Here is a 22,470-nt window from a genome sequence, read left to right as displayed (position 1 = left end):
GATAGCGGCGCGCTGCCCGGACGCTAAGGCCGGGTTAAGACCAGCGGGCGGGGTTCAGGCGGCCGGCGGACCGAAGGTGAGCAGCACCTCGGCGCCCCCGTCGGGGGTGCTGCCGAGCTCCAGCCGGCCGCCGCCGGCCTGCGCCGCCCGGCGGGCGATGTCCAACCCGAGACCGGTCGACCCGGCCGGGCTGGCGCCGCGCCGGACCGTGCCGGCCGGGATGCCGGGGCCCTCGTCGGTGACCGCGAGCACCACCTGTCCCGCGTCGAGGGCGAGCCGGACGCCGAACGCGGTGCCCTCCGGGGTGTGCGCGAAGACGTTGCCGAGCAACGCGTCCACGGCGGCGGCCAGTTCGTCGGCGGGCACCGCGACCGGCAGCGGCCCGGGCGCCAGGTCGAGGGTGACCGCCCGCCCGGTGTCCTCGGCCAGCACCGACCAGAACGCCACCCGCTCGGCCACGATCGCGGCCGCGTCCGCGACCGCCGGACCGGCCGCCGGCGACCGCCAGCGGGCCTGCTGGATCAGGCCGGTGACCGCCCGTTCCAGCCCGTCCACCGCCGCGGTGACCCGGTCCGCGTCCTTCGGGTCGCGCAGCGACTCGGCCTCCAGCCGGAGCGCGGTCAGCGGGGTGCGGAGCCGGTGCGAGAGGTCCGCCACCCGCTCCCGTTCCTGCGCCAGCAGCACCTGGATCCGGCCGGCCAGGTGGTTGAGGGCGCCGGCCACCTCGCGCAGCTCGGCCGGCCCGGCCGGGGCCACCCGGGCGTCCAGCTCGGCGTTGGCGAGCCGGTGCGACACCGCGGAGAGCTCGCTGATCGGCCGGACCAGGGTGCGGGCCAACCGGTCGGCGACGGCCAGCCCGATCAGCACCAGCAGCACGCCGAGCAGGGCCAGCACCAGCCAGGACCGGGTCACCCCGGCGGTCAGCTCGGCGCGCGGGACCTCGGTGCGGATCACCCCGGTGCCGTCCGGCCGGCCCTGCACCGCGATCACCACCTCGCGTCCCCGCGCCGACTCCGCGGTCAGGCTCCGCCCCCGCTCGGCCAACGCCACGGCGGGCGTACGCGGGGCGGCGGCGCCGAGCACGGTGCCGTCGGGCAGGAAGACGCTGACCGGCCGGCCGGACTCGGCGGCGAGCTGCTCGACGGTCAGCCGGATGGTCTCCGGGTCCGCCGTGCCCACCACCGACACCAGGCTCTGCGCGTCGGCGGTCGCCCGGACGGTGGCCCGGTCCTCGGCGACGGTACGCACCAGCAGCGCCAGCGGCACCAGGAAGGCGGCCAGGGTGAGCACGCTGACCGCGGCCACCAGCAGGGCCAGTCGCGCCCTCACCCGGCCTCCCCGGGTGCCTCCAGCCGCACCCCGACCCCCCGCACGGTGTGCAGGTAGCGGGGCTGCTGGGCGTTCTCCCCCAACTTGCGGCGCAACCAGGAGAGGTGCACGTCGACGGTCTTGTCCGCGCCGCCGTACGGGATCTGCCACACCTCGGTGAGCAGCTCCCGCTTGGTGACCACCTCGCCGGGCCGGCCGGCCAGGTGGTGCAGCAGGTCGAACTCGCGCGGGGTCAGCTCGACCGGTTCGCCGTCCAGGCTCACCTGGCGGGAGCGGGGGTCGATCCGCAGCCCGCCGACCACCAGGGTCGGGTCGTCCGTCCCGGCGCCGGCCGGACCGCGCCGCAGCACCGCCCGGATCCGGGCGTCCAGTTGGGCGGCGGTGAACGGCTTGACCACGTAGTCGTCGGCGCCGGCGTCGAGGACCCGGACGATCTCGGTCTCGTCGTCGCGGGCGGTGGCCACGATCACCGGCACCGGGCTGACCGCCCGCAGCATCCGCAGCAGCTCGCGGCCGTCGAGATCGGGCAGCCCGAGGTCGAGCACGACCAGGTCGGGCCGCTCGTCCAGGGCGTCGCGCAGCCCGGTCATCGCGGTCGAGGCGGCCGCCACCGCGTGTCCGCGTTCGTGCAGCGCCCGGATCAGCGGGGTGCGGATCGTCAGGTCGTCCTCGATGAGCAGCAGGCGGGCCACAGCTGGCAGGCTATCGCCGCCGGCCTGTCCGGCCTCGGACGTTAACCCTCCCTTAGCGTCCGCCGGTGCCCCGCCCAACCTTCGATCGGGGATAGTCGGGGTATGCGCCGCCGTTCGATCCTCGCCGTCGCCGGGTGGCTGGCCACCGCCGTGGTCGCCACCCTGATCGGGTTGGCGGCGATCCGGTTGGTGGGGGAGAGCATCACCGGTACCCCGGGCGGCGTGCTCAGCCAGCGGGAGGTCGAGCGGTTGCTGGCCGCCGAGCCAACCTCGCCCGGCCCGACCACCGCGGCACCCGGCCCGTCCGGCGCCACGCCGAGCGCGCCCGCCGCGGGCCGGCGGGTGTTCACCACCGCGGGCGGCACCGCGGTGGCGGAGTGCGTGCCGGGCGGGGTGCGGCTGGTGTCCTGGTCGCCGGCCCAGGGTTACCGGGCCGGCGACGTCGACCGGGGGCCCGATGACGACGTCGAGGTGAAGTTCGAGGGCCCGTCCGGCGAGCACGAACTGAAGGTGCGCTGCGTGGGGCGGGAACCGGTGGCCGTCCCCGACGACTGATCGCGACAACGGCCCCTGACCTGCGGCGCAGCGGCCAGAGTGTCAGTGATCGGACAATCGCCGGCCTGGTTGCCGGATCGGTCACGACCTACGTTCGAATGACAAAGGGTGCGATCGGCGATGGTCCCGCCCTTGCCGCGACAACTGCCTCATCGCCGCCCCCCCGGGCGGCCCGGGAGGGCACCGATGTCCAGCTCCAGGGCCCGGCGCGGGCCGGCACAGCCCGATTCGGGGGACGACGACGCCACCCGTGCCGACGCGCAGGTCACCACCTGCGCCACGGTCGGCCTGCCGATCACGGCGCGGGTGCTGTTCGCGGTGGTGACCGCCGACGGCAACCTGGTCCGCGGCCTCGGCGCCGCGCAGGCCACCCGCCTCGCCCGGGGCAAGTACCAGGTCATCTTCGACCAGGACGTGACCGCCGCCGGATACGTGGGAACGATCGGGCTTCCCGGCAGCGCGGGCGTCGCCCCGCCCGGTCAGGTGGCCGTGGCCGGCCGCACCGGCATCCCGAACGGTGTCTTCGTCTCCACCTTCGCCGGTGACGGCAGCGTCGCCGATCGGCCGTTCCACCTGACGGTGCTCTCCTGACCGCGCCGTCGCCCCGTGGCGCGGACAGCACCGGGCGAACGGCGGACAGCACCGGGCGAACAGCGGACAGCACCGGGCGAACGGCGGACAGAAAGAGCGCACGGCGCCGCTCGACCTGGGTCGAAGCGTCGCCGCGCTCTGGCCGTCTCCCACCACCGCAGCCGTACGGCGGTACGTCAGCGGGGACCTGGCTCGACCGGCCCGCGCTGCACCGGTCGAAGTGTCGATCCCCGTCCTGGATGGAGCCAAACCTCGAAGACGTGGCAAATTCCACCATCTGCCAGTCCCGGCGTGACGCGGGGCCGGACCGGGTATGAGCCCGGCATGGAGCATTTCACGATCGCGACCGTCGCCGAGAAGAGCCCGGACTTCCGGCGGGTGCTGTGGACCGGTGCGCACACCCAGTTGGTGATCATGACCATCCCGCCGGGCGGTGAGATCGGCGAGGAGGTCCACGAGGACATCGACCAGATCCTGACCTTCGTCAGCGGCACCGGCGAGGCCCGGGTCGCCGGGGAGAAGCGCGAGGTCGTCCAGGGGGACCTGGTGGTGGTGCCGGCCGGCACGAAGCACAACTTCGTCAACACCGGGCCGAACCCGCTGGTCCTCTACACCGTCTACGGCCCGCCGGAGCACGCCGACCAGGCGGTGCACCGCACCAAGGAGGAGGCGGACGCGGCGGAGGCCGCCGGCGAGGACGAGCCGCCCACCTCCTGACCCGGGGCGGCGACCCGTCTGAGGCGGGCTGATCCGGGTACCCGCAGCGGGTGGACCAGCCGGCGATCTCCGACTACGGCTTCCTGTCCGACTGCCGCTCCGGCGCGCTGGTCGGCCGGGACGGCTCGATCGACTGGTGGTGCCCGGACCGGTTCGACGCCCCCTCGGTGTTCGGCCGGATCCTGGGCCCGCAGGCCGGGCACTGGCTGCTGGCGCCCGTCGCCGCCGGTCGGGCCGGGCACCGGGTGGAGCGCTCCTACCGACCGGACACCCTGGTGCTGCGTACCGTGCACCACACTCCCGAGGGCAGCGTCGCGGTGACCGACGCGCTGGCCGCCGAACTCGGTGCCCGGGGACACGAGCTGGGCAGGAACTCGCCGGCGGTGCTGCTGCGGGTGGTCGAGGGGCTCAGCGGCCGGGTGCCGATGGTGCTGGACTTCTGCCCCCGACCGGACTACGGGCTGCTCACCCCGTACCTGCACGACCAGCCGGACGGCGGGGTGCTGGCGGCGTGCGGCTCGGTGACGCTGACGCTGCGCGGCGACGGCCTGCCGCTGCGCGCCGGGCGGGACCGGGTCCGGCACGAGTTCGCGGTCTCCGCCGGCGACGTGGTCGGTTTCGACCTGGCGTACGGGCCCGCCTACGGTGACCCGCCCGCGCGGCTGGACCCGGCCGTCGCGCTCGCCGAGACGGTGCAGGCGTGGGAGGCGTACCGGGAGTCGCACCACTACCCCGGCGAGTACGCCGACCTGGTCCGGCACAGCGCCACCGTGCTGACCGGCCTCACGTACACCCGCAGCGGCGCGGTGGCCGCGGCGCTCACCACGTCGCTGCCGGAGGAGCTCGGCGGCAACCGCAACTACGACTACCGCCTCTCCTGGCTGCGCGACTTCGCGATGACCCTGCGCGCCTTCTGGGTGGCCGCCTGCCCGTACGAGGCGTCCCGCCTCTTCGCCTGGGTGGCCCGCTCGATCGGTCAGGTCGGCCAGATGCCGGTGCCGGTGATGTTCGGCCTGGCGGGGGAGCGGGACCTCTCCGAGCACGAACTCGCACACCTGCCCGGCTACGCCGGCAGCCGGCCGGTGGTCGTCGGCAACGACGCCTGGCGGCAACGCCAGCTGGACGTCCCGGGCGAGGTGATCCTGGCCATCTGGCAGCTGGGCGACTACCTCGGCACCAGCTTCGACAAGGAGTTGCGCGAGATGGTGCTCGGGCTGGCCGAGCAGGTGGCCACCACCTGGCACCTGCCCGACCGGGGGATGTGGGAGGCCCGGGAGGAGGAGCGGCACTACCTGTCGTCGAAGGTGCTCTGCTGGGCGGCGATGGACAAGGCGGTGGCGTTGGCGCCCCGGCTCGGCGAGAGCGCCGACCCGCGGCGGTGGGCCGCGGTCCGGGACGAGATCCGGGCCACCGTGCTGCGCGAGGGCTGGAACGACCGGGTGGGGGCGTACACCGCGTCCTTCGGCTCGGCCGAGCTGGGCGGCTCGGCGCTCTACCTGCCCGTGGTGCGCTTCCTGCCGGCGACCGACCCGCGGATGCGCGCCACCATCGAGGCGGTCGAGCGGGAACTGGGCACCCCCGACGGGCTGGTCCGGCGCTGGGCCGACGAGCCGGCGGCCTTCCTGCTCTGTTCGTTCTGGCTGGTGGAGTGCCTGGTGATGGCCGGCGAGCGGGAGCGCGCCCGGCGGCTGTTCGAGCGGGTGGTCGAGCACGCCAACGACGTGGGCCTGCTCAGCGAGCAGATCGACCCGCGCGACGGCGCGCAGTTGGGCAACACCCCGCAGGCGCTCTCGCACGTCGGCCTGATCAACGCGGCCTGGCGGCTCACCGCGCCGACCGCCGAGTGACCTCGGATCGGCGAGGGCGCCGACGGGGTCAACTGCTTCTACACCAGCTCCGACATCACCTACCGCTGACCGCCCCGCGGATCGAACGGCCCGCGGGGCCACCCGGCGGCCGGGCCGGCGCATCGGCCCGGCCGCCCGGTCGGGCGAGTCAGGAAGGCAGCACCGGCACCCCGGCCACGTCCACCGTCTCCGGGTACTTCAGGCCGGCGCCGGTGTTGAGCACCACCACCCGCTCGCCGGCCCGGATCCACCCACCCGCCCGCAGCTGCCGGGCGGCGGTCAGGCAGGCGGCCCCCTCCGGGCAGAGCAGCAGCCCCTCCCGGGCGGCGAAGTCGCGCAGGTCGGTCAGGATCTCGGCGTCCTCGACCGCCACCGCGGTGCCACCGCTGGCCCGCAGCGCGGCCAGGATCAGTTCGTCGCCGAGCGGGGCCGGCACGGTGATGCCGAACGCCACCGTGTGCGCGTCCGCCCAGGGCTGGGCGCGCTCCTCGCCGGCGGCGAACGCCCGGACGATCGGGGCGCACCCGGTCGACTGGACGGCCACCAGCCGGGGCGGCCGGTCGCCGATCCAGCCCAGCTCCTGCAGCTCCTGCAGCGCCTTGTGGATGCCGATCAGCCCCACCCCGCCACCGGTCGGGTAGATGATCACGTCCGGCACCTGCCAGCCGAGCTGCTCGACGATCTCGTACCCCATGGTCTTCTTGCCCTCGAGCCGGTACGGCTCGCGCAGCGTGCCCGCGTCGAAGACCGCGCCCGCCGAGCCGGCCACCAGCTCGGCGACCAGCCGCCCGGCGTCGCCGATCAGTCCGTCGACCAGGCGCAGGTCGGCGCCGGCCGCCACGCACTCCCGCCGGCAGATGCCCGGCGCGTCCACCGGCATGACCACCGTCGCGCCCAGCCCGGCCCGCGCGGCGTACGTCGCCCAGGCGGCGCCCGCGTTGCCGTTGGTCGGCATCGCGATCCGTGCCACGCCCAGCTCCCGGGCCCGGCTCACGCCGATCGCCGCGCCGCGCGCCTTGAACGACCCGGTCGGGGTCAGCCCCTCGTCCTTGACCAGCAGCTCGGCAATACCGATCTCCGCACCGTACGCCGGGGCGCGCAGCAGCGGCGTCCAGCCCTCGCCCAGCGTGGTCACGTGCCGCGGGTCGGCCACCGGCAGCAGCTCCCGGTAGCGCCACAGGTCGGCCGGGCGCAGCCCGAACCGTTCCGGGGTGACCACCTCGGCCACCGCGGCCAGGTCGTAGCGGGCCAGCAGCGGCGACCCGCAGTCGCAGAGGTTGCGCGGCTTGTCGGCGTCGTGTTCCCGGCCGCAGCGTGGGCACTCCAGGTGGGTCAGGTACACGTCGCTCCTCGCCGTCTCAGCTGGTGTCGATGCTCAGCCAGCGCCGGCTGCGTCGGCCCGGCTCGTAGACCGAGTCGAGTCGCTTGGCCACCACCCCGGGCAGCCCCTGCTCGCGAGCGGTCCGCAGGGCCTCGGCGCCGGTGCCGGGAAACCAGGGCGGAGTCTGCCAGTGCGCACCGGTCAGCGCCAGACCGTCGAGCAGCTCCCGGCGCTGCGCGTACGGCAGTTCGACGCTGGTCACCCCCTCCAGCCAGAGCAGATCGAAGATCAGGTACTGGGCGTCCGCGGTGGCCCGGCCGCCGCGCGCCGGCCGCACCCGGCCGGCGCGGTCGATGCGTACCAGCACTCCGTCCAGCACGGCCTCGGTGGGCGCCAGCTCCTCGGCCATGTCCCGCAGCCAGGGGTACGACCCGGTGACCTCCTCGTCGGTGTCGGAGAGCAGCCGCAGCCGACCGCCGGAGACGTACGCGACCGCGCGCACCCCGTCCCAGCGCAGCTCGTAGCCCCACTCGCGCTGGTCCCGGGGCAGCTTCCCGCCCGGGCTGGGGAGCATCGGGCGGACCAGCTCCGGCATGCCGGTCCAGCCCTCCGGAGCCGGATCGGTGCGCCGGACCATCCAGTCGCGGCCCTCCTTGCCGCCGGTGGCGAAGAGGACGTACCGGCCGCTGGTCCGCTCGCCGTCGAGCACGACGATCACCTCGTCGTCGCGCCACTTCTCCGCGCGGTAGGTGCCCCGGTCGTGGATGGTCATCCGGCCGCCGCCGTACTCGCCGGCCGGAATCTCACCGTGGAAGGTGAGGTACTCCATCGGGTGGTCCTCGGTGTGCACGGCGAGGTGGTTGCGGCCGGGCTCGCGGGGCAGGCCGCGCGGCACCGCCCAGGAGGCGAGCACGCCCTCGTGTTCGAGCCGCAGGTCCCAGTGCAGGCTCCGGGCGTGGTGCTGCTGGATGACGAACCGGCCGGCGCCGTCGGCCGGCTTCTTCCGCTTGGGTGCGCGCCGCGGCACCGGCTCCGGGGTGCGTGCCGCGTCCCGCTTGCGCCGGTACTCCTCCAGCCGGTCGGCCACACCCGCATTCTCCGGCAATCCGGCCCGGACTGCCGGACGCCGGTGCCGACCCGCCGCCGACGACCCGGATGCCCGGTTTCCGGGCATGTCGGGGGCCATCACGGGTAGAACCGTCGGCATGGACCTGGACCAGCCCACCGTTCCGCTGCCCGGCGAGGTGCGGATGCCCCTGCTCGGCTTCGGCACCTGGCAGGCCACCGGCAAGGCCGGCTACGACGCCGTGCTGGCCGCGCTGGACGCCGGCTACCGGCACATCGACACCGCCACCATGTACGGCAACGAGGAGGAGGTCGGCCGGGCGGTGCAGGAGAGCGGGCTGCGCCGCGAGGACATCTTTCTCACCACGAAGCTCCCGCCGGAGCGGGTGGGCCGGGAGCGGGAGACCATCGAGGCGAGCCTGCGCGCGCTCGGCACCGACCACGTCGACCTGTGGCTGGTGCACTGGCCGCCGTCGAACCCGGCGGACAGCATCCCGGTCTGGCGGGAGATGCTGGCCGCCCGGGACGAGGGGCTGACCCGGGCGGTGGGGGTGAGCAACTACAGCACCGCGGAGATCGACGAGTTGATCCAGGCCACCGAGGAGAACCCGGCGGTCAACCAGATCCCGTGGAGTCCCTTCCTGTACGACCGCCAGCGGCACATCGAGCACCGGGACCGGGGTGTGGTGCTGGAGGGCTACAGCCCGTTCAAGCGGAGCGACCTCTCCGATCCGGTGCTCACCCGGATCGCCGGCGCGCACGGCGTCTCGCCGGCTCAGGTGGTGCTCCGCTGGCACATTGACCACGAGATCGTGGTGATCCCGAAGTCGGTGACGCCGGAGCGGATCCGGGCCAACGCCGACGTGTTCCAGTTCGCGCTGACCGCCGAGGAGATCCGCGACATCGACGCGCTGGGCAGCACCTGAGCCGTCCGGCCGGGCATACCCGGGCGGCGTGCGACCCGACGGCGGTACGGCCGCCCGACGGCGTCCACTTCTTGCCAATTTCCTTCAGCCGAAGCTAGGGCGATGAAGGGTATCGACATAGACGCTCGTGACGATATACCGTGCGCGTCACGACGGTCGTCGATCCGTCGTACCCCTCCGCCCCCGGTTGAAGGAGCGCCATGGCCACGTCCCGAACCGTCCGTCTGCGGCGTCGAGGTCTGCTCGGCATTCCGGCCCTGGTGGCCGGCGCGCTGACCGCCGTCGCCGTCCGCCCCGCCGCGGCGAGTGCCGCGCCGCTCGCCGCGCCGAAGCCCGAGTGCCTCGCCGACCTGCTCGGGGAGTCCTGATGGCCACCATTCCCTGGCTGGTGGACGTGCTGCGCTCGGCCGGCGTCCAGGTCGTCGTCGAGGGTGACTGGCTCAACCGGATGCGCCCCGGCTCCTTCGACCCGATCGGTGTGCTCTGGCACCACACCGCGGCCACCTCCAGCGCCAGCAACCCGCACCCGGCGCTGAACATCTGCATCAACGGCCGGTCCGACCTGCCCGGCCCGCTCTGCCAGGCCCTGGTCGACTACCACGGCGTCTTCCACGTCATCTCCGCCGGGCGCTGCAACCACGCCGGCACCGCCCGGGCCAGCGGGCCCATCCCGGCCGGCGACGGCAACACCATGCTGATCGGCTGGGAGATCGACTACAACGGCGTCAGCCAGGAGATGACCGCGGCGCAGTACAACGCGTCCGTCGCCGCCACCGCCGCCGTGCTGAAGCAGCTCGGCAAGGACTCCAGCTACGCCCGGGGCCACCGGGAGACCAGCACCACCGGCAAGATCGACCCGTCCTTCATCGACCTGAACGTGATGCGGTCCGACGTCGCCGCCAAGATGGCCGGCGGCCCGGCCTGGTCGTCGATCGTGGACAACGCCACCGCCGGCCGGTTCACCGCCAGCACCAACTGGGGCACGTCGTCGTACTCGGGGCAGCGCTACGGCGGCGACTACCGCTTCGCGGACCCCGTCCTGGCCAGCGACGCCGCCTGGTACAAGTTCAACGTCCCGGCGGCCGGCAACTACCGGGTGGACGCCTGGTGGCCGGCGAACGCCGGCTACAACGCCTCGACCCCGTACATCATCGCCACGTCGAGCGGGAACCAGACGGTCCACGTCGACCAGCGGGTGACCGGCGGGCAGTGGCGGATCCTGGGCACCTTCGCGCTGCCGGCCGGGGACGCCAACCGGGTCGCGGTGAGCCGGTGGAGTTCGGCCCCCGGGCTGATCATCGCCGACGCCGTCCGGCTCACCCGGGTCTGACCGCCGACGGCATCCGCGCGACGTCCGCCAGGCTCCAGGGCCTGGCGGACGCCGCGCACTGCGGGTTGGCGCTGATCCGGGGAACCGCCAGCGAGGATCGCCGGCGGCCACGCGGTGGAGAGTGTCGACCAGTCTCGCGCCCAGTTGCCCGGGTGTGCTCCCCTCGATGGCGTGGTCGTCGGATCTCTCGGAGGTCAGGTCATGCCATGAAGGCGTCCGGAGGGGGTCGAGCCCGATATCGAAGGGACGACAAACTGCCGCTGGTGGTGGCGATCCTGCTGGCGGCCGGTCCCGTGGCGAACGCGGTCCTCAACGGGCCGCACTCCGCCGGGGAGATCGTGGGATTGCTGGGCATGCTTCCGCTGGCCGTCTGCCTCGGTTACCTGGCGGGGCCGGCAGCGGCCTTCGGGGTCACGCCGGACCGGGTCGTCGTCGACAACCCGTTCTTCAGGTATTCGGTGCCACGGCACCTCTTCGCGGACATCGGCGTTCTGGAGAACATCGCGGTCGACCTGGTCACCAAGGACGGGGCGGAGATACCGGTGCATGCCGTGCTACCCGCCATCGGTAGCCCCGGCGGTGGTCCGGGCCGCCGCCGTCTCCTCGGCAAGGTTCGAACACTTCTTCAGATGATCGACGATGTTCCCGTTGCTCCGACGACCGGGTCTGTGGACCGCACCCTTCGTCTGGGCAGCGTCCTGCTGGTGGTGGGCTCGGGTGCTTCCTTCGGCCTGTCCGTCTTTCTCCTGACCGGCTGATACGGCACAGCTGGTGGAGCGGGCCTGGCCCGGCTGCCAGGTCCGGATCACCGGCGGGGTCGGTTCGAGAAGGAGCGCGGCCCCAGGCCGCGCTCCTTCCTCACAGCTCCGGCGGCCGCTCAGGTACGCGAACAGGCGACGCCGTTGAGGGTGAAGCTGGTGGGCGAGGAGTACGACCCGCTCAGCGTCCCCTGGTAGCCGAAGCTCGCCGTGCCGCCCGGCGCGATCGAGCCGTTCCAGCTCAGGTTCCGCGCGGTCACCGTCGACCCGCTCTGGCTCACCGTGGCGTTCCAGGCGCTGGTCACCTGCTGCCCGGCGGGTAGTGAGTAGGTCAGCGTCCAGCCGTTGACGGTGCTGGAGCCGCGGTTGGTGATCTGCACGTCGGCGGTGAACCCGTTGTTCCAGGAGTTGGGCGTGTACTTCACCGCGCAACCCGAGCCGCCGGGCGGCGGGGTGGTCGGCGGCGGGGTGGTCGGGTTGCCGCCACCGTTGACCGCTGCCGAGAACGAGGTCACCGCCAGCCCGACGCCGCCCTGCCAGGGCTCGAAGCCGGCCTGGATGCTGGTCAGGTACCAGGAGTTGGTGATCGCGCCCCGGTTGCGGACGTCGTTGATGAAGTCGAGCACGCTGAAGTTCAGGCTGCTGATCGCCGACGGCGCCACGTACGAGATCACGTTGTTGGAGCCGTTGCTGCCCCGCCAGACCTCCCAGGTCCGGCCGGCGAGGGTGGCGTTGCCGACCGGCGAGCCGATGGGCTGGATGGAGCCCTGCCGGTTGAGCCAGATCATGATCTCCATTTGGTTCACCCCGTCCCGCTTCGGCGTCGGGTCCAACCAGATGTCGTACGAGGCGTTGTAGGTGGCGCCGCTGACGTAGCGGTAGCTGATGCTGCTGGGGGCGCTGCTGATCTGGCTCACCTGGATCGGCAGGTTGGTGCCGGGGGAGCAGTTCGTGTAGTGGCAGCCCAGGTAGACCGACGGGTACGCGGTCGGCGCGCCGTTGGTGGGATTGCTGCCGTTCTGCGTGGTGATCTCGAAGCCGGTGTCGGTGACGTTGATGCACTGCTGGGCGCTGGTGCCCCAGCGGTTGTTCTGCACCACGTACCGGCCCTGGATGGTGGTCGAGCCGTACTGCTCGCAGATCTGGGTGTCGGCGGAGGCGGTGCCGCCGAGGGCCACGGCGACGATCGACCCGGCGGCGAGCAGGCCGGCCGCCGCGAGGGCCCGGAGTGGACGTTTCATGATGCTCCTTGGCATACGACGTCGAAGACGCCGGACATGTCGGACGAAGACCCGGACGGGAGCGCTCCCACGCTTCGTCGACACATTTACACTTCTGAAACTCTGGCGCAATGGTGCTGCGGTATTGGCGAAGAAAGTGAGGTTTGTCACGCTGGCGCCGCACGGTCGGCCACCGATCCGCCGGCCGACCGGGCCGGCCCGCCGACGAGTGTCACGCATGGACCGATTTGACTCTGGTGCGAGTCGGTAGCGCCGAGTAGTGTCTTGCCTCCAACGCGTGCCGAACCCCTCCGGAGGCGTACACCACCATGGGTGGCTCTCCCCTACGCATCCTCGTCGTCGGCGCGGGCATCGCCGGTCTGGCCGTGGCCCGGGCACTGCGGATGGCGGGCTTCCGGCCCGACGTCACCGAGAAGCTCCCCCCGGGGGAACTCGCCGACACCGGTCTCTACCTGCCGGGCAACGCCGCCCGGGCGCTGCGCCGGCTCGACCTCGACGGCCCGGTCCGCCCGCTCGGCCAGGTCATCCACCGGCAGCGGTTCCTCGACGCCGCCGGGGCCCCGCTCTGCGAGGTCGACCTCGACGCGCTCTGGGCGGGCGTCGGCGAGTGCCGCGCGCTGCCCCGGGGTGAACTGCACCGGGTGCTGCTCACCGGGGCCGGCGGCGCCGTCCGGCACGGCGCCGAGGTCCGCACCATCGACCTGCTGCCCGGCGCGGTCGGCGTCACCTTCGTCGACGGCACCAGCACCGAGTACGACCTGGTGATCGGCGCGGACGGGCCGCGCTCCTCGATCCGCACCCTGGCCGCCCTCGGCGGCCCGCCGCGGCCCACCGGGCAGGTGGTCTACCGGAGTGTGGTTCGCGACGGCCCGTCGGTCGACGAGTGGACCGCGCTGCTCGGGCAGCGGGCCGGGTTCCTCATGGTGCCGATCGGCGCCGGGCGGCTGCACTGCTACGCCGACGAGACCGGCACCGAGCCGCCGGCCGACCCGGTGGCGCGGCTGCGCGAACTCTTCGGCTCGTACGGCGGACCGGTGCCGGAGGTGCTGGACTCCCTGGAGCACGTGCACGTCGGGATCACCGACGAGGTCGAACTGGGGCGCTGGTCCCGCGGCCGGGTGCTGCTGGTCGGCGACGCCGCGCACGCCACCGCGCCGACGCTGTCCCAGGGTGCCGCGATGGCGCTGGAGGACGCCGTGGTGCTCGCCGAGTCGCTGCACGCCGCCGGCAGCGTCGAGGCCGCGCTGACCGCGTACGAAAGTCGGCGCCGCCCGCGTACCCGATGGGTGCGGGACCGGACCCGGGACCGCAACCGGACCCGGGACGTCCCGCCGGCGCTGCGCGACCCGCTGCTGCGCGGTCGCGGCGGCCGGATCTTCGGCGAGCACTACCGGCTGCTGCTCGGCCCGCTGTAAGGGATCGACGGACCGAGCCGGGACGCCGGCCGGTGGTCGGGCGCCGGGTCGGGTGGCGGAGGGTACCCGGCCACCCCACGCGGCGCTGCCACCTGCCGGGGACTATCCTCCTTGCGGATGACGGCTCGCAGACAACAGCGCGTGCCGAGCGGGACAACCCAGAACCGGAGGCCACTCGTGACCACCGTCGCACCCAAGCCGGTCGTGACCCGGCCCTGGCCGGTCCGAGCGCCGGTCAGGGGTTCGGCCATCGCGCGGCTGCTGCGTACCACGGACGCGAAGCAGATCGGGATCATGTACATGGTCACCGCGTTCGCGTTCTTCATGATCGGTGGCCTGATGGCCCTGGTCATGCGGGCCGAGTTGGCGCGGCCCGGGCTGCAGTTCCTGTCGCCCGAGCAGTACAACCAGCTGTTCACCATGCACGGCACGATCATGCTGCTGTTCTTCGCGACGCCGATCGTGTTCGCCTTCGCCAACTACATCGTGCCGATCCAGATCGGCGCGCCGGACGTCTCGTTCCCGCGGCTGAACAGCTTCGCGTACTGGCTGTACCTCTTCGGCGGCACCATGGCCACCGCCGGCTTCATCACGCCGGGTGGCGCGGCCGACTTCGGCTGGTTCGCCTACGCCCCGCTCAGCGGCGTGGAGCACTCCCCGGGTGTCGGCGCCAACATGTGGATCATGGGTCTGGCCATCTCCGGTCTGGGTACCATCCTCGGCGCGGTCAACATGATCACCACGGTGCTCACCCTGCGGGCCCCGGGCATGACGATGTTCCGGATGCCGATCTTCACCTGGAACATCCTGGTCACCAGCCTCCTGGTGATCCTGGTCTTCCCGCTGCTGGCCGCCGCGCTCTTCGCGCTCGCCGCGGACCGCCTCATGGGCGCCCACGTCTACGACCCGGCAACCGGCGGGCCGATGCTCTGGCAGCACCTGTTCTGGTTCTTCGGCCACCCCGAGGTGTACATCGTCGCGCTGCCGTTCTTCGGCATCATCAGCGAGATCATCCCGGTCTTCTCCCGCAAGCCGATCTTCGGCTACAAGGGCCTGGTCGCCGCGACCGTCGCCATCGCCGCCCTGTCGATGAGCGTCTGGGCGCACCACATGTTCGCCACCGGCCAGGTGCTGCTGCCGTTCTTCAGCTTCCTGAGCTTCCTGATCGCCGTGCCCACCGGTATGAAGTTCTTCAACTGGATCGGCACCATGTGGCGCGGCCAGATCAGCTTCGAGTCGCCGATGCTCTGGTCGATCGGCTTCCTGGTGACGTTCCTCTTCGGCGGCCTCACCGGTGTGCTGCTGGCCAGCCCGCCGCTGGACTTCCACGTCTCCGACTCGTACTTCGTGGTGGCCCACTTCCACTACGTGCTCTTCGGCACGATCGTGTTCGCCGTCTTCGCCGGCATCTACTTCTGGTTCCCGAAGATGTTCGGCCGGATGCTCGACGAGCGCCTCGCCAAGGTGCACTTCTGGCTGACCATGATCGGCTTCCACACCACCTTCCTGGTGCAGCACTGGCTGGGCAACGAGGGCATGCCGCGGCGGTACGCCGACTACCTGCCGAGCGACGGCTTCACCACGCTGAACATGATCTCGACGATCGGCGCGTTCATCACCGGTATCTCCACGCTGCCGTTCATCTACAACTGCTGGAAGTCGTACAAGGCCGGCCCGGTCGTCGAGGTCGACGACCCCTGGGGCCACGGCAACTCCCTGGAGTGGGCGACCAGCTCGCCGCCGCCGCTGCGCAACTTCGACCGGATGCCGCGGATCCGCTCCGAGCGGCCGGCGTTCGACCAGAAGTTCCCCGAGCTGGCCGCCGGCCAGAGCCTGGCCGGCCCGCCCGAGGGCGGTGCCAAGCCGCTGACCAGCGAGTCGGACGGCGGCGCCAGCTACACCGAGGACGTCGCCAGCGACGTCGACCGCAACTGACGCTCAGCTCCACGTACGACGGGCGCCGCTCCCCACCCGGGGAGGGCGCCCGTCGCCGTTCCCGCCCTCCGACCACCCGCCCTGGGCCTGGCCTGACCACGCGCGGGGGCGGAGATCGACTCCGGTTCGGCGAGATGGGGGAGTCCGGCGGGCCGGGATACCGCTACATCGGCGATCCGGAGTCGATCAAGGCGTCTCCGCAGGTCGGCTACCTGGCGGGACGCCCCCCGGCAGCCTCCATCGGCGCTGCCTGGCCGCTGGCGCGGCGCCCGCGGGAGTCATCCGGGTGCCGAGGTCGGGACGTGAGATCTACTCGGCGTGCGGCATGTGGGGCTGTCACCGGCACGCGGACACCCCGACATGCCGCACACCGAGTCGATCACTGGCCGCCACCGAGGACGAGACGGCGTCCGGCGGTGGCGCGGAGGCGCCGTTCCTCGGCCAGGTCGGTGCGGAAGACCGGCGGACGGGTTGCGAGGCCGGTAACCCCCGGCGGGCGGCGCCGGCGCCGGCCAGGGGCCAGCCGAGTCGGCCGGGGTCAGCCGGCGGCGGCCCGGGGGTCAGGCGGCGCCAGCGCGGGAGTCAGCCGAGTCGGCCCGGGTCAGCCGGCGGCGGCCGGGGGTCAGGCGGCGGGGGCCGGGGCGAGTTCGGCTTCCGGGGCGTCCGGCGTGGGCACCGACCGGGCTACCGTACGGCGACGGCGCAGCTCGATCGGGAGCACGACCAGCGCCACCAGCACACCGATCGCGCCGGTGACGGCGAAGCCCCACCACGGCGCCCGCGCGTCGATGACCGCTCCGGCCAGCGGGGCGCCGAGCGCGATGCCGACGGTGACCGCCGAGCCGTGCAGGCCCATCGCCTCGCCGCGGACGGCCGCCGGCGCGAGCCGGCTCACCGCGTCCGAGGTGGCCGCGATGGTGGGCGCGCAGAGCAGGCCGGCCGGGATCAGCGCTAGGCCGAGCAGCCACCAGTGCGAGCCGCCCAGCCCGATCGGGATGGTGAACAGGCTGAGCGCGGCCATCAGCGCCAGCGGGGAGACCGACCGGCTGGCCGCGCCGTACGCGAAGCCGCCGACCAGCGAGGCGACCGCCCACATGGCCAGCACCGCCCCGGTCCAGCCGACCTCGCCGCTCTCCCGGAGCACCGCGATCACCGCCACGTCCGTGCCGCCCAGCACCAGCGTGCCCGCTGTGCTCACCGCGAGGACGGCGAGCAGCCGTGGGGTGAGCCACTCCCGCCGGGGAACGCGCACCCGTGGCCCGACGGCCTCGCTGGCCGCCCGGATCGGCGGGTTCTGCAGCCAGAGCCCGATACCGGCCGCGACGATCCCGGCGCCGACCAGGTAGAGAGTGGTGCGGGCGGAGATCGCGGCGACCGCGACCGTGGCCAGGGCCGGGCCGACCATGAACGACAGCTCGACGGACATCGAGTCCAGCGCGTAGGCCGGGCGACGCCGATCCGCCGGGACCAGCGCGGCGATGGACTGCCGGATCACCGAGAAGATCGGCAGGGCCAGCGCCCCGGCCACGAAGGCGGCCGGGAGCAGCAACGGGTACGACAGCAGCGGCGCGGTGGACCAGAAGACCGCCTCGGCGACCCCGGTCAGCACCAGCACCGGCCGCAGGCCGCGGCGGTCCACCAGCCGGCCGAGCAGCGGGCCGCCGATCGCCGCGCCCACGGTGATCGCCGCGCCGACCAGGCCCGCCGCACCGTAGCCCCGGCCGAGATCCTGCACGACGTAGAAGGTCAGCGTGATCCCGGTCGCGGTGAGCGGGACGCGCGCGAGCACCGCCACCAGCAGCAGCGAACGGAGACCGGGCAGGGCGAGTGCCTCCCGGTAAGGCTTCAGGTTCACGACGGTCCGTACCTCCGCCGGACATCCTCGACCGGGGGTACGACACTCGCCAACCGATTACCGCCTCATGCGGCCCTGATCACAGGCTTCCCGTGCAGGTTGACGCCGGCACCGTCCATGGACCGCAGCGCCACGTCCGTGGTGTCCGGGGCGACGCCGGCGGTCAGGTCCAGCAGCACGGTGGTGTGGAAGCCCTCCTCGGCGGCGTCCAGCGCGGTGGCCCGGACGCAGTGGTCGGTGGCGATCCCGACCAGTTCCACCGTGTCGACCCCGTGCCGGCGCAGCCAGTCGGCCAGGCACTCGCCGGAGTCGGTGTGCCCCTCGAAGCCCGAGTACGCGGCCGCGTGCTCGCCCTTGTGGAAGATCGCCTCGACCCGGTCGGTGGCCAGGTCGGGGTGGAACTCGGAGCCCGGGGTGCCCACCACGCAGTGCCGCGGCCACGAGTCCACGAAGTCCGGCGGATCGCCGAAGTGCGCGCCCGGGTCGATGTGGTAGTCCTTGGTCGCCACCACGTGGTCCCAGCGGCCCGGCTCGTCGGCGAGCAGCCGGGTGACGCCGGCCGCCACGCCGGCCCCGCCCCCGACCGCCAGCGACCCGCCCTCACAGAAGTCGTTCTGCACGTCGACGATGATCAGCGCCTTGCCCACCGGGTGCTCCTCTCTCGGTTCGGTCCGCCTACGACTTGCCGGCTCGGTGCGCGGGAACGACGGTGACCGGCACGGCCGGGTCGCCCGCGGAGAGCTTCAGCCCCTCCCAGGGGATGGAGATCAGGCACTGCCGCAGGTGCTCCCGCGACTCGTCCAGGGTCGGCAGCTCGACCGGCTCGCCCCCGGTGAGCAACGGCCGTTGCAGCAGCCGGTCGTTCGGCTGCCGCTCCGGTTCGCCCTGCGGGACGATGACCTCCTCGGTGGCGGTGCCGGTCGGCTTGTGCCGGCGTACGGCCACCTTCCGGCCGCCGATGGTGGCCTTCTGCTCCGAGCGCTTCACCACCGCCCGTCCGTCGACCTCGACCAGCTTGTAGACCAGGCCGGCGGTCGGCGCGCCGGAACCGGTCACCACCGAGGTGCCGGCGCCGTACATGTCGACCGGCTCGGCAGCGAGCGCGGCGATCGAGTACTCGTCCAGGTCGCCGGAGACGATGATCTTCGTCTCGGTGGCGCCGAGCGAGTCGAGCAGCTCCCGGGACTGCTGCGCGATCACGGCCAGGTCGCCGGAGTCGATCCGGACCGCCCGCAGCTCCGGCCCGGCCACCGCGATCGCGTTGCGGATGCCCTGGGTGATGTCGTACGTGTCGACCAGCAGCGTGGTGTCCTTGCCCAGCGTGGCGACCTGCGAGGCGAACGCCGCCCGCTCGTCGTCGTGCAGCAGGGTGAACGCGTGCGCCGCGGTGCCCGCGGTGGGGATGCCGTACCGCTGGCCGGCGGCCAGGTTGGAGGTGAACCGGAAGCCGGCCAGGTACGCAGCCCGGGCCGCGGCGACCGCCGCCTCCTCGTGCGCCCGGCGGGAGCCCATCTCGATCAGGGTGCGCCCGCGGGCCGCGGTGACCATCCGGGCGGCCGCGGCCGCCACCGCGCAGTCGTGGTTGAGCACGGAGAGCACCAGCGTCTCCAGCACCACGCACTCGGCGAAGCCGCCGGAGACGGTGAGGATCGGCGAGCCGGGGAAGAAGAGCTCACCCTCGGCGTACCCGTGGACGTCGCCGGTGAAGCGGTAGTCCCGCAGCCAGGCGGCGGCCTGCTCGTCGACCACCCCGGTCCGGCGCAGGAAGTCGACCTCGTCGGCGTCGAAGCGGAAGTCGCGGATCAGCTCGACCAGCCGGCCGGTGCCGGCGACCACGCCGTAGCGGCGGCCGGTGGGCAGCCGCCGGGTGAACACCTCGAAGACGCAGCGGCGGTCGGCGGTGCCGTCGCGCAGCGCGGCGCTGATCATCGTCAGCTCGTAGTGGTCGGTCAGCAGCGCGGGGCGGAGGGTGCTCACCGCCCCAGCCTAGAGTTCACTCCGGTGCGCCGTCCTCGTGGCCCGGGATCGCCCGCAGCGCGGCGTGCAGTTCGGCGCGGCCGGTCACGCCGAGCTTGCTGTAGATCCGCTGGAGGTGGTTTTCCACCGTGCGCGCCGAGAGGAAGAGCCGTTCGGCGATGGCCCGGCTGCTCGCTCCCGCCGCCGCCAGCCGGGCCACCTGCCACTCCCGCTCGGACAGCGACGGCATGCCGGCCTGCAACGCCGGGGTGCGGACCAGATCGCAGCGGCCGAGCAGGTCGGCGAGCCGTTCCCGGGCGGCCGCCGCGGCTGGGGACCGTTGCTCGCGCAGCCGGCGCAGCGCGGTGGCGGTCGCCTCGGCGGCGTAGACGGTCAGCTCCAGCGCGGCGAATCCGTCGGCGACGGCCAGCAGTTCGTCGGCGGAGCCGCCCGCGGCGGCCCGGGCGTGCCGGGCCAGCAGCGGCGGCAGCATCCCGTCGACCCGTTCGGAGAGTTCGGCCAGCCGCTGGGCGACGGTACGCCGGCTGCCGTCGGAGCAGGTCGGGCCGACCTGGGCGTCGGCCTGGTCGAGCCGGACCAGATCGTGCAGCACGTGCACCTCGTGGCCGGCGAACCCGTCGGTGCGCAGCCGCTCGGCCAGCGAGGTCAGCTGCTTCACCGCGCCGGCGGAGTCGCCGCCGGCGGCCAGCACCGCGCCGCGGGCCTGCTCCAGCCACGGGTAGAGCACCGCCATGCCGGGCGCCTGGGTGCGGTCGGCCTCGGCCATCGCCTCGGCCGCCTGCGCCGCGTCGCCCCGCAGCGCCGCCGCCTGGGCCCGCTCGGCCTGCGCCAACCCGGCGTAGACCCGGCTGGTGGCCAGCACCGCGCAGGCGCCGAGGCTGGTCCGCAGCGCCTCGTCGCTGCGCCCGCGCAGCCGGGCCGCGTACGCCTGGAGGATGGCCAGGTAGCCGGTGCCGAGCCGGAAGTCACCCGCGCCGGCCAGGTCGGCGAACTCGTCGGCCACGATCGCGTCGATGCCGGCCAGGTCGCCGGCGAGCGCCAACCGGGTGCCGCGGGCCAGTTCCAGGGCGAGTTGCAGGTACGGCATGTCGGCCCGCCACCGGGCCGCCTCGGCCTGCACCTGGTTGATCGCGGTGGCGCTGCGGCGCAGCTGGCCCTGCGCGGCCTGGAGGTAGGCGATCGTGCTGCGGGCCAGTTCCCGGGCCGCGACGCTGGCCGCCGGCCGGTCCAGCACGGTCTGCCCGAGCCGCAGCGCGATGGCGGTGTCCAGCCGGTGCAGCCGCATGATGGCCTCGAAGGCCAGCACCCGGGCCTGGTCGGCGGAGTCCTGCAGGGCCGCGCCGCGGGCCGAGATCTCCTCCACCGTGGACTCCCGGCTCAGCCCCCAGTAGCTGACCATGCCGCGCACGGTCAGCCAGCGGCTGAGCCGCCGGTCGCCCTCGATGTCGGCGGAGACCGCGTCGAGCACCGCGATCGCCTCGTCCGGCCGGTCGGCGAACATCAGGATGGTGGCCAGCAACTCCGCGGCGTCGAACCCGCCCCCGGCGTCCAGCGCCGCGCGGGCCAGCCGGGTCGCCAGCGGTACGTCGTACCGGGCGAACGCCTGCCCGGCCGCGTCGAGCAGCATGGCCGGGTCCTGTGCGGTGCCCGAGTCGAGCCGCCAGACGGCCACCCGGAGCAGGTCGTCGCGGCGGCGCTTGCCGACCTGCTCCAGCAGCTCGGCCAGCCGGGCCTGCAGCCGGCGGGTCCGGCTGACCGGGCACTGCCGGCGCATCACCTCGCCGTAGAGCGGGTGGGCCAGCCGGACGTTGAGCCGCCGGTCGTGCTGGACCATGGTGATCAGGCCGCGCTCCTCGGCGGTCTCCACGTCGGCCGGGTCGACGGCCTGGTTGAGCAGGTGCAGGCCGAGCGGCTCGCCGAAGGCGACCAGCTCCACCACCGCCCGTACGCCCGGGGTGAGCTGGCCGATCCGGGTGTCGATCAGGTCGGTCAGGCTGGGCGCCAGCTCGAACCGGCCGGTCCACTTCCAGATCCCGTACGTGCGGGTCAGCTCCCCGCTGCCGGCGGCGGCGTGCACCAGCTCGCGCAGCAGCAGCGGGTTGCCGGCGGAGAGCCGGCCCAACCGGTCGGCGGAGGCGGCGTCGACCGGACCCTCCAGGATGGCGGCGAGCAGCCCGGCGGTGTCGGCCGGCGCCATCGGGCTCAGCTCGGCGTGGTCGACCAGGTCGTCGGTCCAGAGTGCCCGGATGGGCAGCGGGATCTGCTCGCCGTTGCGCAGCGTGCCGATCACGATCGCGTTCTCGGCCCGGGCGACCAGGTGCACCAGCGCGGCCGAGGGTGGGTCCAGCAGGTGGGCGTCGTCGATGGCGAGCACGATCCGGCGGCCGGCGGCCTGCTGTTGCAGCACGTCCACCGCCCAGCGCAGGATGCCGGCCGGGGAGAGGCCCTGCGGCTGTTCGGCCGGGAGCACCTGGACCAGCCCGCCGAACGGCAGCGCGGCCGTGGTGGCGCTGGCCGCGATGGACCAGATCGCGTACCCGTCGCGGGGGAGGGCGGCCACCCCCTCCCGCAGCAGCCGGCTCTTGCCGATGCCCGCGCTGCCGCTGAAGAAGATCCCGCGTCCCTCCGTGCCGGTCACCGCCGACAACAGACGGTTGAGCTCATCTGTTCGGCCGACGAAACTCCACCGACTCATCCGGGCAGCATATCGACCGGATTCCGTCCGCGTGCAGACCGTCACGCACCGAAGTTGAGTAATCTAGTGATTACTGCTGAGTATCCGAAGTGTTCGGCCGGGGAGTCAAAACGCCCGTACGCTTCCGGCATCCGGGGGTGCGAACCGGATTTTCCACGCGGCCGGCCGCAACCGGCCGCCTGCCTTGGAGGCCGTCTACCGATGAAGTCGGGTCCTCTTCC

General features: G+C 73.4%; 19 protein-coding genes. 10 read left to right on the top strand and 9 right to left on the bottom strand.

Annotated features, from left to right (window positions below):
* Positions 1–54: 54 nt before the first annotated feature.
* Both GA0070609_RS23145 and GA0070609_RS23140 read right to left on the bottom strand, forming a co-directional pair.
* The gene (locus GA0070609_RS23145) at positions 55–1,329 is read right to left on the bottom strand and encodes a sensor histidine kinase (RefSeq protein WP_088995729.1); all 1,275 of its coding nucleotides are present in this window, start codon (positions 1,327–1,329) and stop codon (positions 55–57) included.
* The gene (locus GA0070609_RS23140) at positions 1,326–2,021 is read right to left on the bottom strand and encodes a response regulator transcription factor (protein ID WP_088995728.1); all 696 of its coding nucleotides are present in this window, start codon (positions 2,019–2,021) and stop codon (positions 1,326–1,328) included. Before GA0070609_RS23140 ends, GA0070609_RS23145 begins: the two co-directional genes overlap by 4 nt.
* A gap of 102 nt (positions 2,022–2,123) precedes the next feature.
* On the opposite strand from GA0070609_RS23140, the gene GA0070609_RS23135 reads away from it, so the two are divergent.
* The 4 genes from GA0070609_RS23135 to GA0070609_RS23120 all read left to right on the top strand — a co-directional run bounded on the left by GA0070609_RS23135 (position 2,124) and on the right by GA0070609_RS23120 (position 5,731).
* Positions 2,124–2,576, top strand: a complete 453-nt coding sequence (locus GA0070609_RS23135; protein ID WP_088995727.1) for a septum formation initiator — start codon at positions 2,124–2,126, stop codon at positions 2,574–2,576.
* 186 nt (positions 2,577–2,762) lie between these two features.
* A complete protein-coding gene (locus GA0070609_RS23130; protein ID WP_088995726.1) occupies positions 2,763–3,167 on the top strand; it encodes a hypothetical protein in 405 nt (134 codons plus the stop codon).
* Between the two features lie 324 nt (positions 3,168–3,491).
* Entirely contained in the window at positions 3,492–3,884 is a 393-nt protein-coding gene (locus GA0070609_RS23125; protein ID WP_088995725.1) for a cupin domain-containing protein, read from the top strand.
* Positions 3,885–3,934: 50 nt separating this feature from the next.
* A complete protein-coding gene (locus tag GA0070609_RS23120; RefSeq protein WP_088995724.1) occupies positions 3,935–5,731 on the top strand; it encodes a glycoside hydrolase family 15 protein in 1,797 nt (598 codons plus the stop codon).
* A gap of 148 nt (positions 5,732–5,879) precedes the next feature.
* Here GA0070609_RS23120 and GA0070609_RS23115 read toward each other — a convergent pair whose 3' ends face one another.
* Positions 5,880–7,073 (bottom strand): threonine synthase, encoded by a 1,194-nt coding sequence (locus GA0070609_RS23115; protein WP_088995723.1) that lies wholly within the window; start codon positions 7,071–7,073, stop codon positions 5,880–5,882.
* A 16-nt stretch (positions 7,074–7,089) separates the two neighbouring features.
* Complete coding sequence (locus GA0070609_RS23110) at positions 7,090–8,139, bottom strand: DNA polymerase ligase N-terminal domain-containing protein (RefSeq protein ID WP_088995722.1); 1,050 nt, start codon at positions 8,137–8,139, stop codon at positions 7,090–7,092.
* A 118-nt stretch (positions 8,140–8,257) separates the two neighbouring features.
* Between GA0070609_RS23110 and GA0070609_RS23105 the strand changes: the two genes are divergently transcribed.
* From GA0070609_RS23105 to GA0070609_RS23095, 4 genes are all read left to right on the top strand, one after another.
* Positions 8,258–9,043, top strand: a complete 786-nt coding sequence (locus tag GA0070609_RS23105) for an aldo/keto reductase (protein ID WP_088995721.1) — start codon at positions 8,258–8,260, stop codon at positions 9,041–9,043.
* A 200-nt stretch (positions 9,044–9,243) separates the two neighbouring features.
* Complete coding sequence (locus GA0070609_RS33695) at positions 9,244–9,411, top strand: hypothetical protein (protein ID WP_172899395.1); 168 nt, start codon at positions 9,244–9,246, stop codon at positions 9,409–9,411.
* Positions 9,411–10,373, top strand: a complete 963-nt coding sequence (locus tag GA0070609_RS23100; RefSeq protein WP_088995720.1) for a golvesin C-terminal-like domain-containing protein — start codon at positions 9,411–9,413, stop codon at positions 10,371–10,373. Before GA0070609_RS33695 ends, GA0070609_RS23100 begins: the two co-directional genes overlap by 1 nt.
* A gap of 263 nt (positions 10,374–10,636) precedes the next feature.
* The gene (locus GA0070609_RS23095) at positions 10,637–11,131 is read left to right on the top strand and encodes a hypothetical protein (RefSeq protein ID WP_088995719.1); all 495 of its coding nucleotides are present in this window, start codon (positions 10,637–10,639) and stop codon (positions 11,129–11,131) included.
* A gap of 119 nt (positions 11,132–11,250) precedes the next feature.
* Here the strand turns inward: GA0070609_RS23095 and GA0070609_RS23090 are convergent, their stop codons facing one another.
* Positions 11,251–12,372, bottom strand: a complete 1,122-nt coding sequence (locus tag GA0070609_RS23090) for a GH12 family glycosyl hydrolase domain-containing protein (protein WP_088995718.1) — start codon at positions 12,370–12,372, stop codon at positions 11,251–11,253.
* A 308-nt stretch (positions 12,373–12,680) separates the two neighbouring features.
* Between GA0070609_RS23090 and GA0070609_RS23085 the strand changes: the two genes are divergently transcribed.
* Entirely contained in the window at positions 12,681–13,787 is a 1,107-nt protein-coding gene (locus GA0070609_RS23085) for an FAD-dependent monooxygenase (protein WP_088995717.1), read from the top strand.
* 177 nt (positions 13,788–13,964) lie between these two features.
* Positions 13,965–15,722, top strand: a complete 1,758-nt coding sequence (ctaD, locus tag GA0070609_RS23080; protein ID WP_088995716.1) for an aa3-type cytochrome oxidase subunit I — start codon at positions 13,965–13,967, stop codon at positions 15,720–15,722.
* Positions 15,723–16,344: 622 nt separating this feature from the next.
* On the opposite strand, the gene GA0070609_RS23075 is transcribed toward ctaD, so the two are convergent.
* The 4 genes from GA0070609_RS23075 to GA0070609_RS23060 all read right to left on the bottom strand — a co-directional run bounded on the left by GA0070609_RS23075 (position 16,345) and on the right by GA0070609_RS23060 (position 22,249).
* Positions 16,345–17,577, bottom strand: coding sequence for an MFS transporter (locus GA0070609_RS23075; RefSeq protein WP_088995715.1), 1,233 nt, complete (start codon positions 17,575–17,577; stop codon positions 16,345–16,347).
* Positions 17,578–17,642: 65 nt separating this feature from the next.
* Entirely contained in the window at positions 17,643–18,224 is a 582-nt protein-coding gene (locus tag GA0070609_RS23070) for an isochorismatase family protein (protein ID WP_088995714.1), read from the bottom strand.
* 28 nt (positions 18,225–18,252) lie between these two features.
* Complete coding sequence (locus tag GA0070609_RS23065; protein WP_088995713.1) at positions 18,253–19,554, bottom strand: nicotinate phosphoribosyltransferase; 1,302 nt, start codon at positions 19,552–19,554, stop codon at positions 18,253–18,255.
* Between the two features lie 16 nt (positions 19,555–19,570).
* Positions 19,571–22,249 (bottom strand): helix-turn-helix transcriptional regulator, encoded by a 2,679-nt coding sequence (locus GA0070609_RS23060; protein WP_088995712.1) that lies wholly within the window; start codon positions 22,247–22,249, stop codon positions 19,571–19,573.
* Positions 22,250–22,470: the final 221 nt, after the last annotated feature.

This window comes from Micromonospora echinaurantiaca, assembly GCF_900090235.1.
Classification (GTDB): domain Bacteria; phylum Actinomycetota; class Actinomycetes; order Mycobacteriales; family Micromonosporaceae; genus Micromonospora; species Micromonospora echinaurantiaca.
Note: the sequence above shows the minus strand (reverse complement) of the source record. Positions and strands in the feature narration are given on the sequence as shown.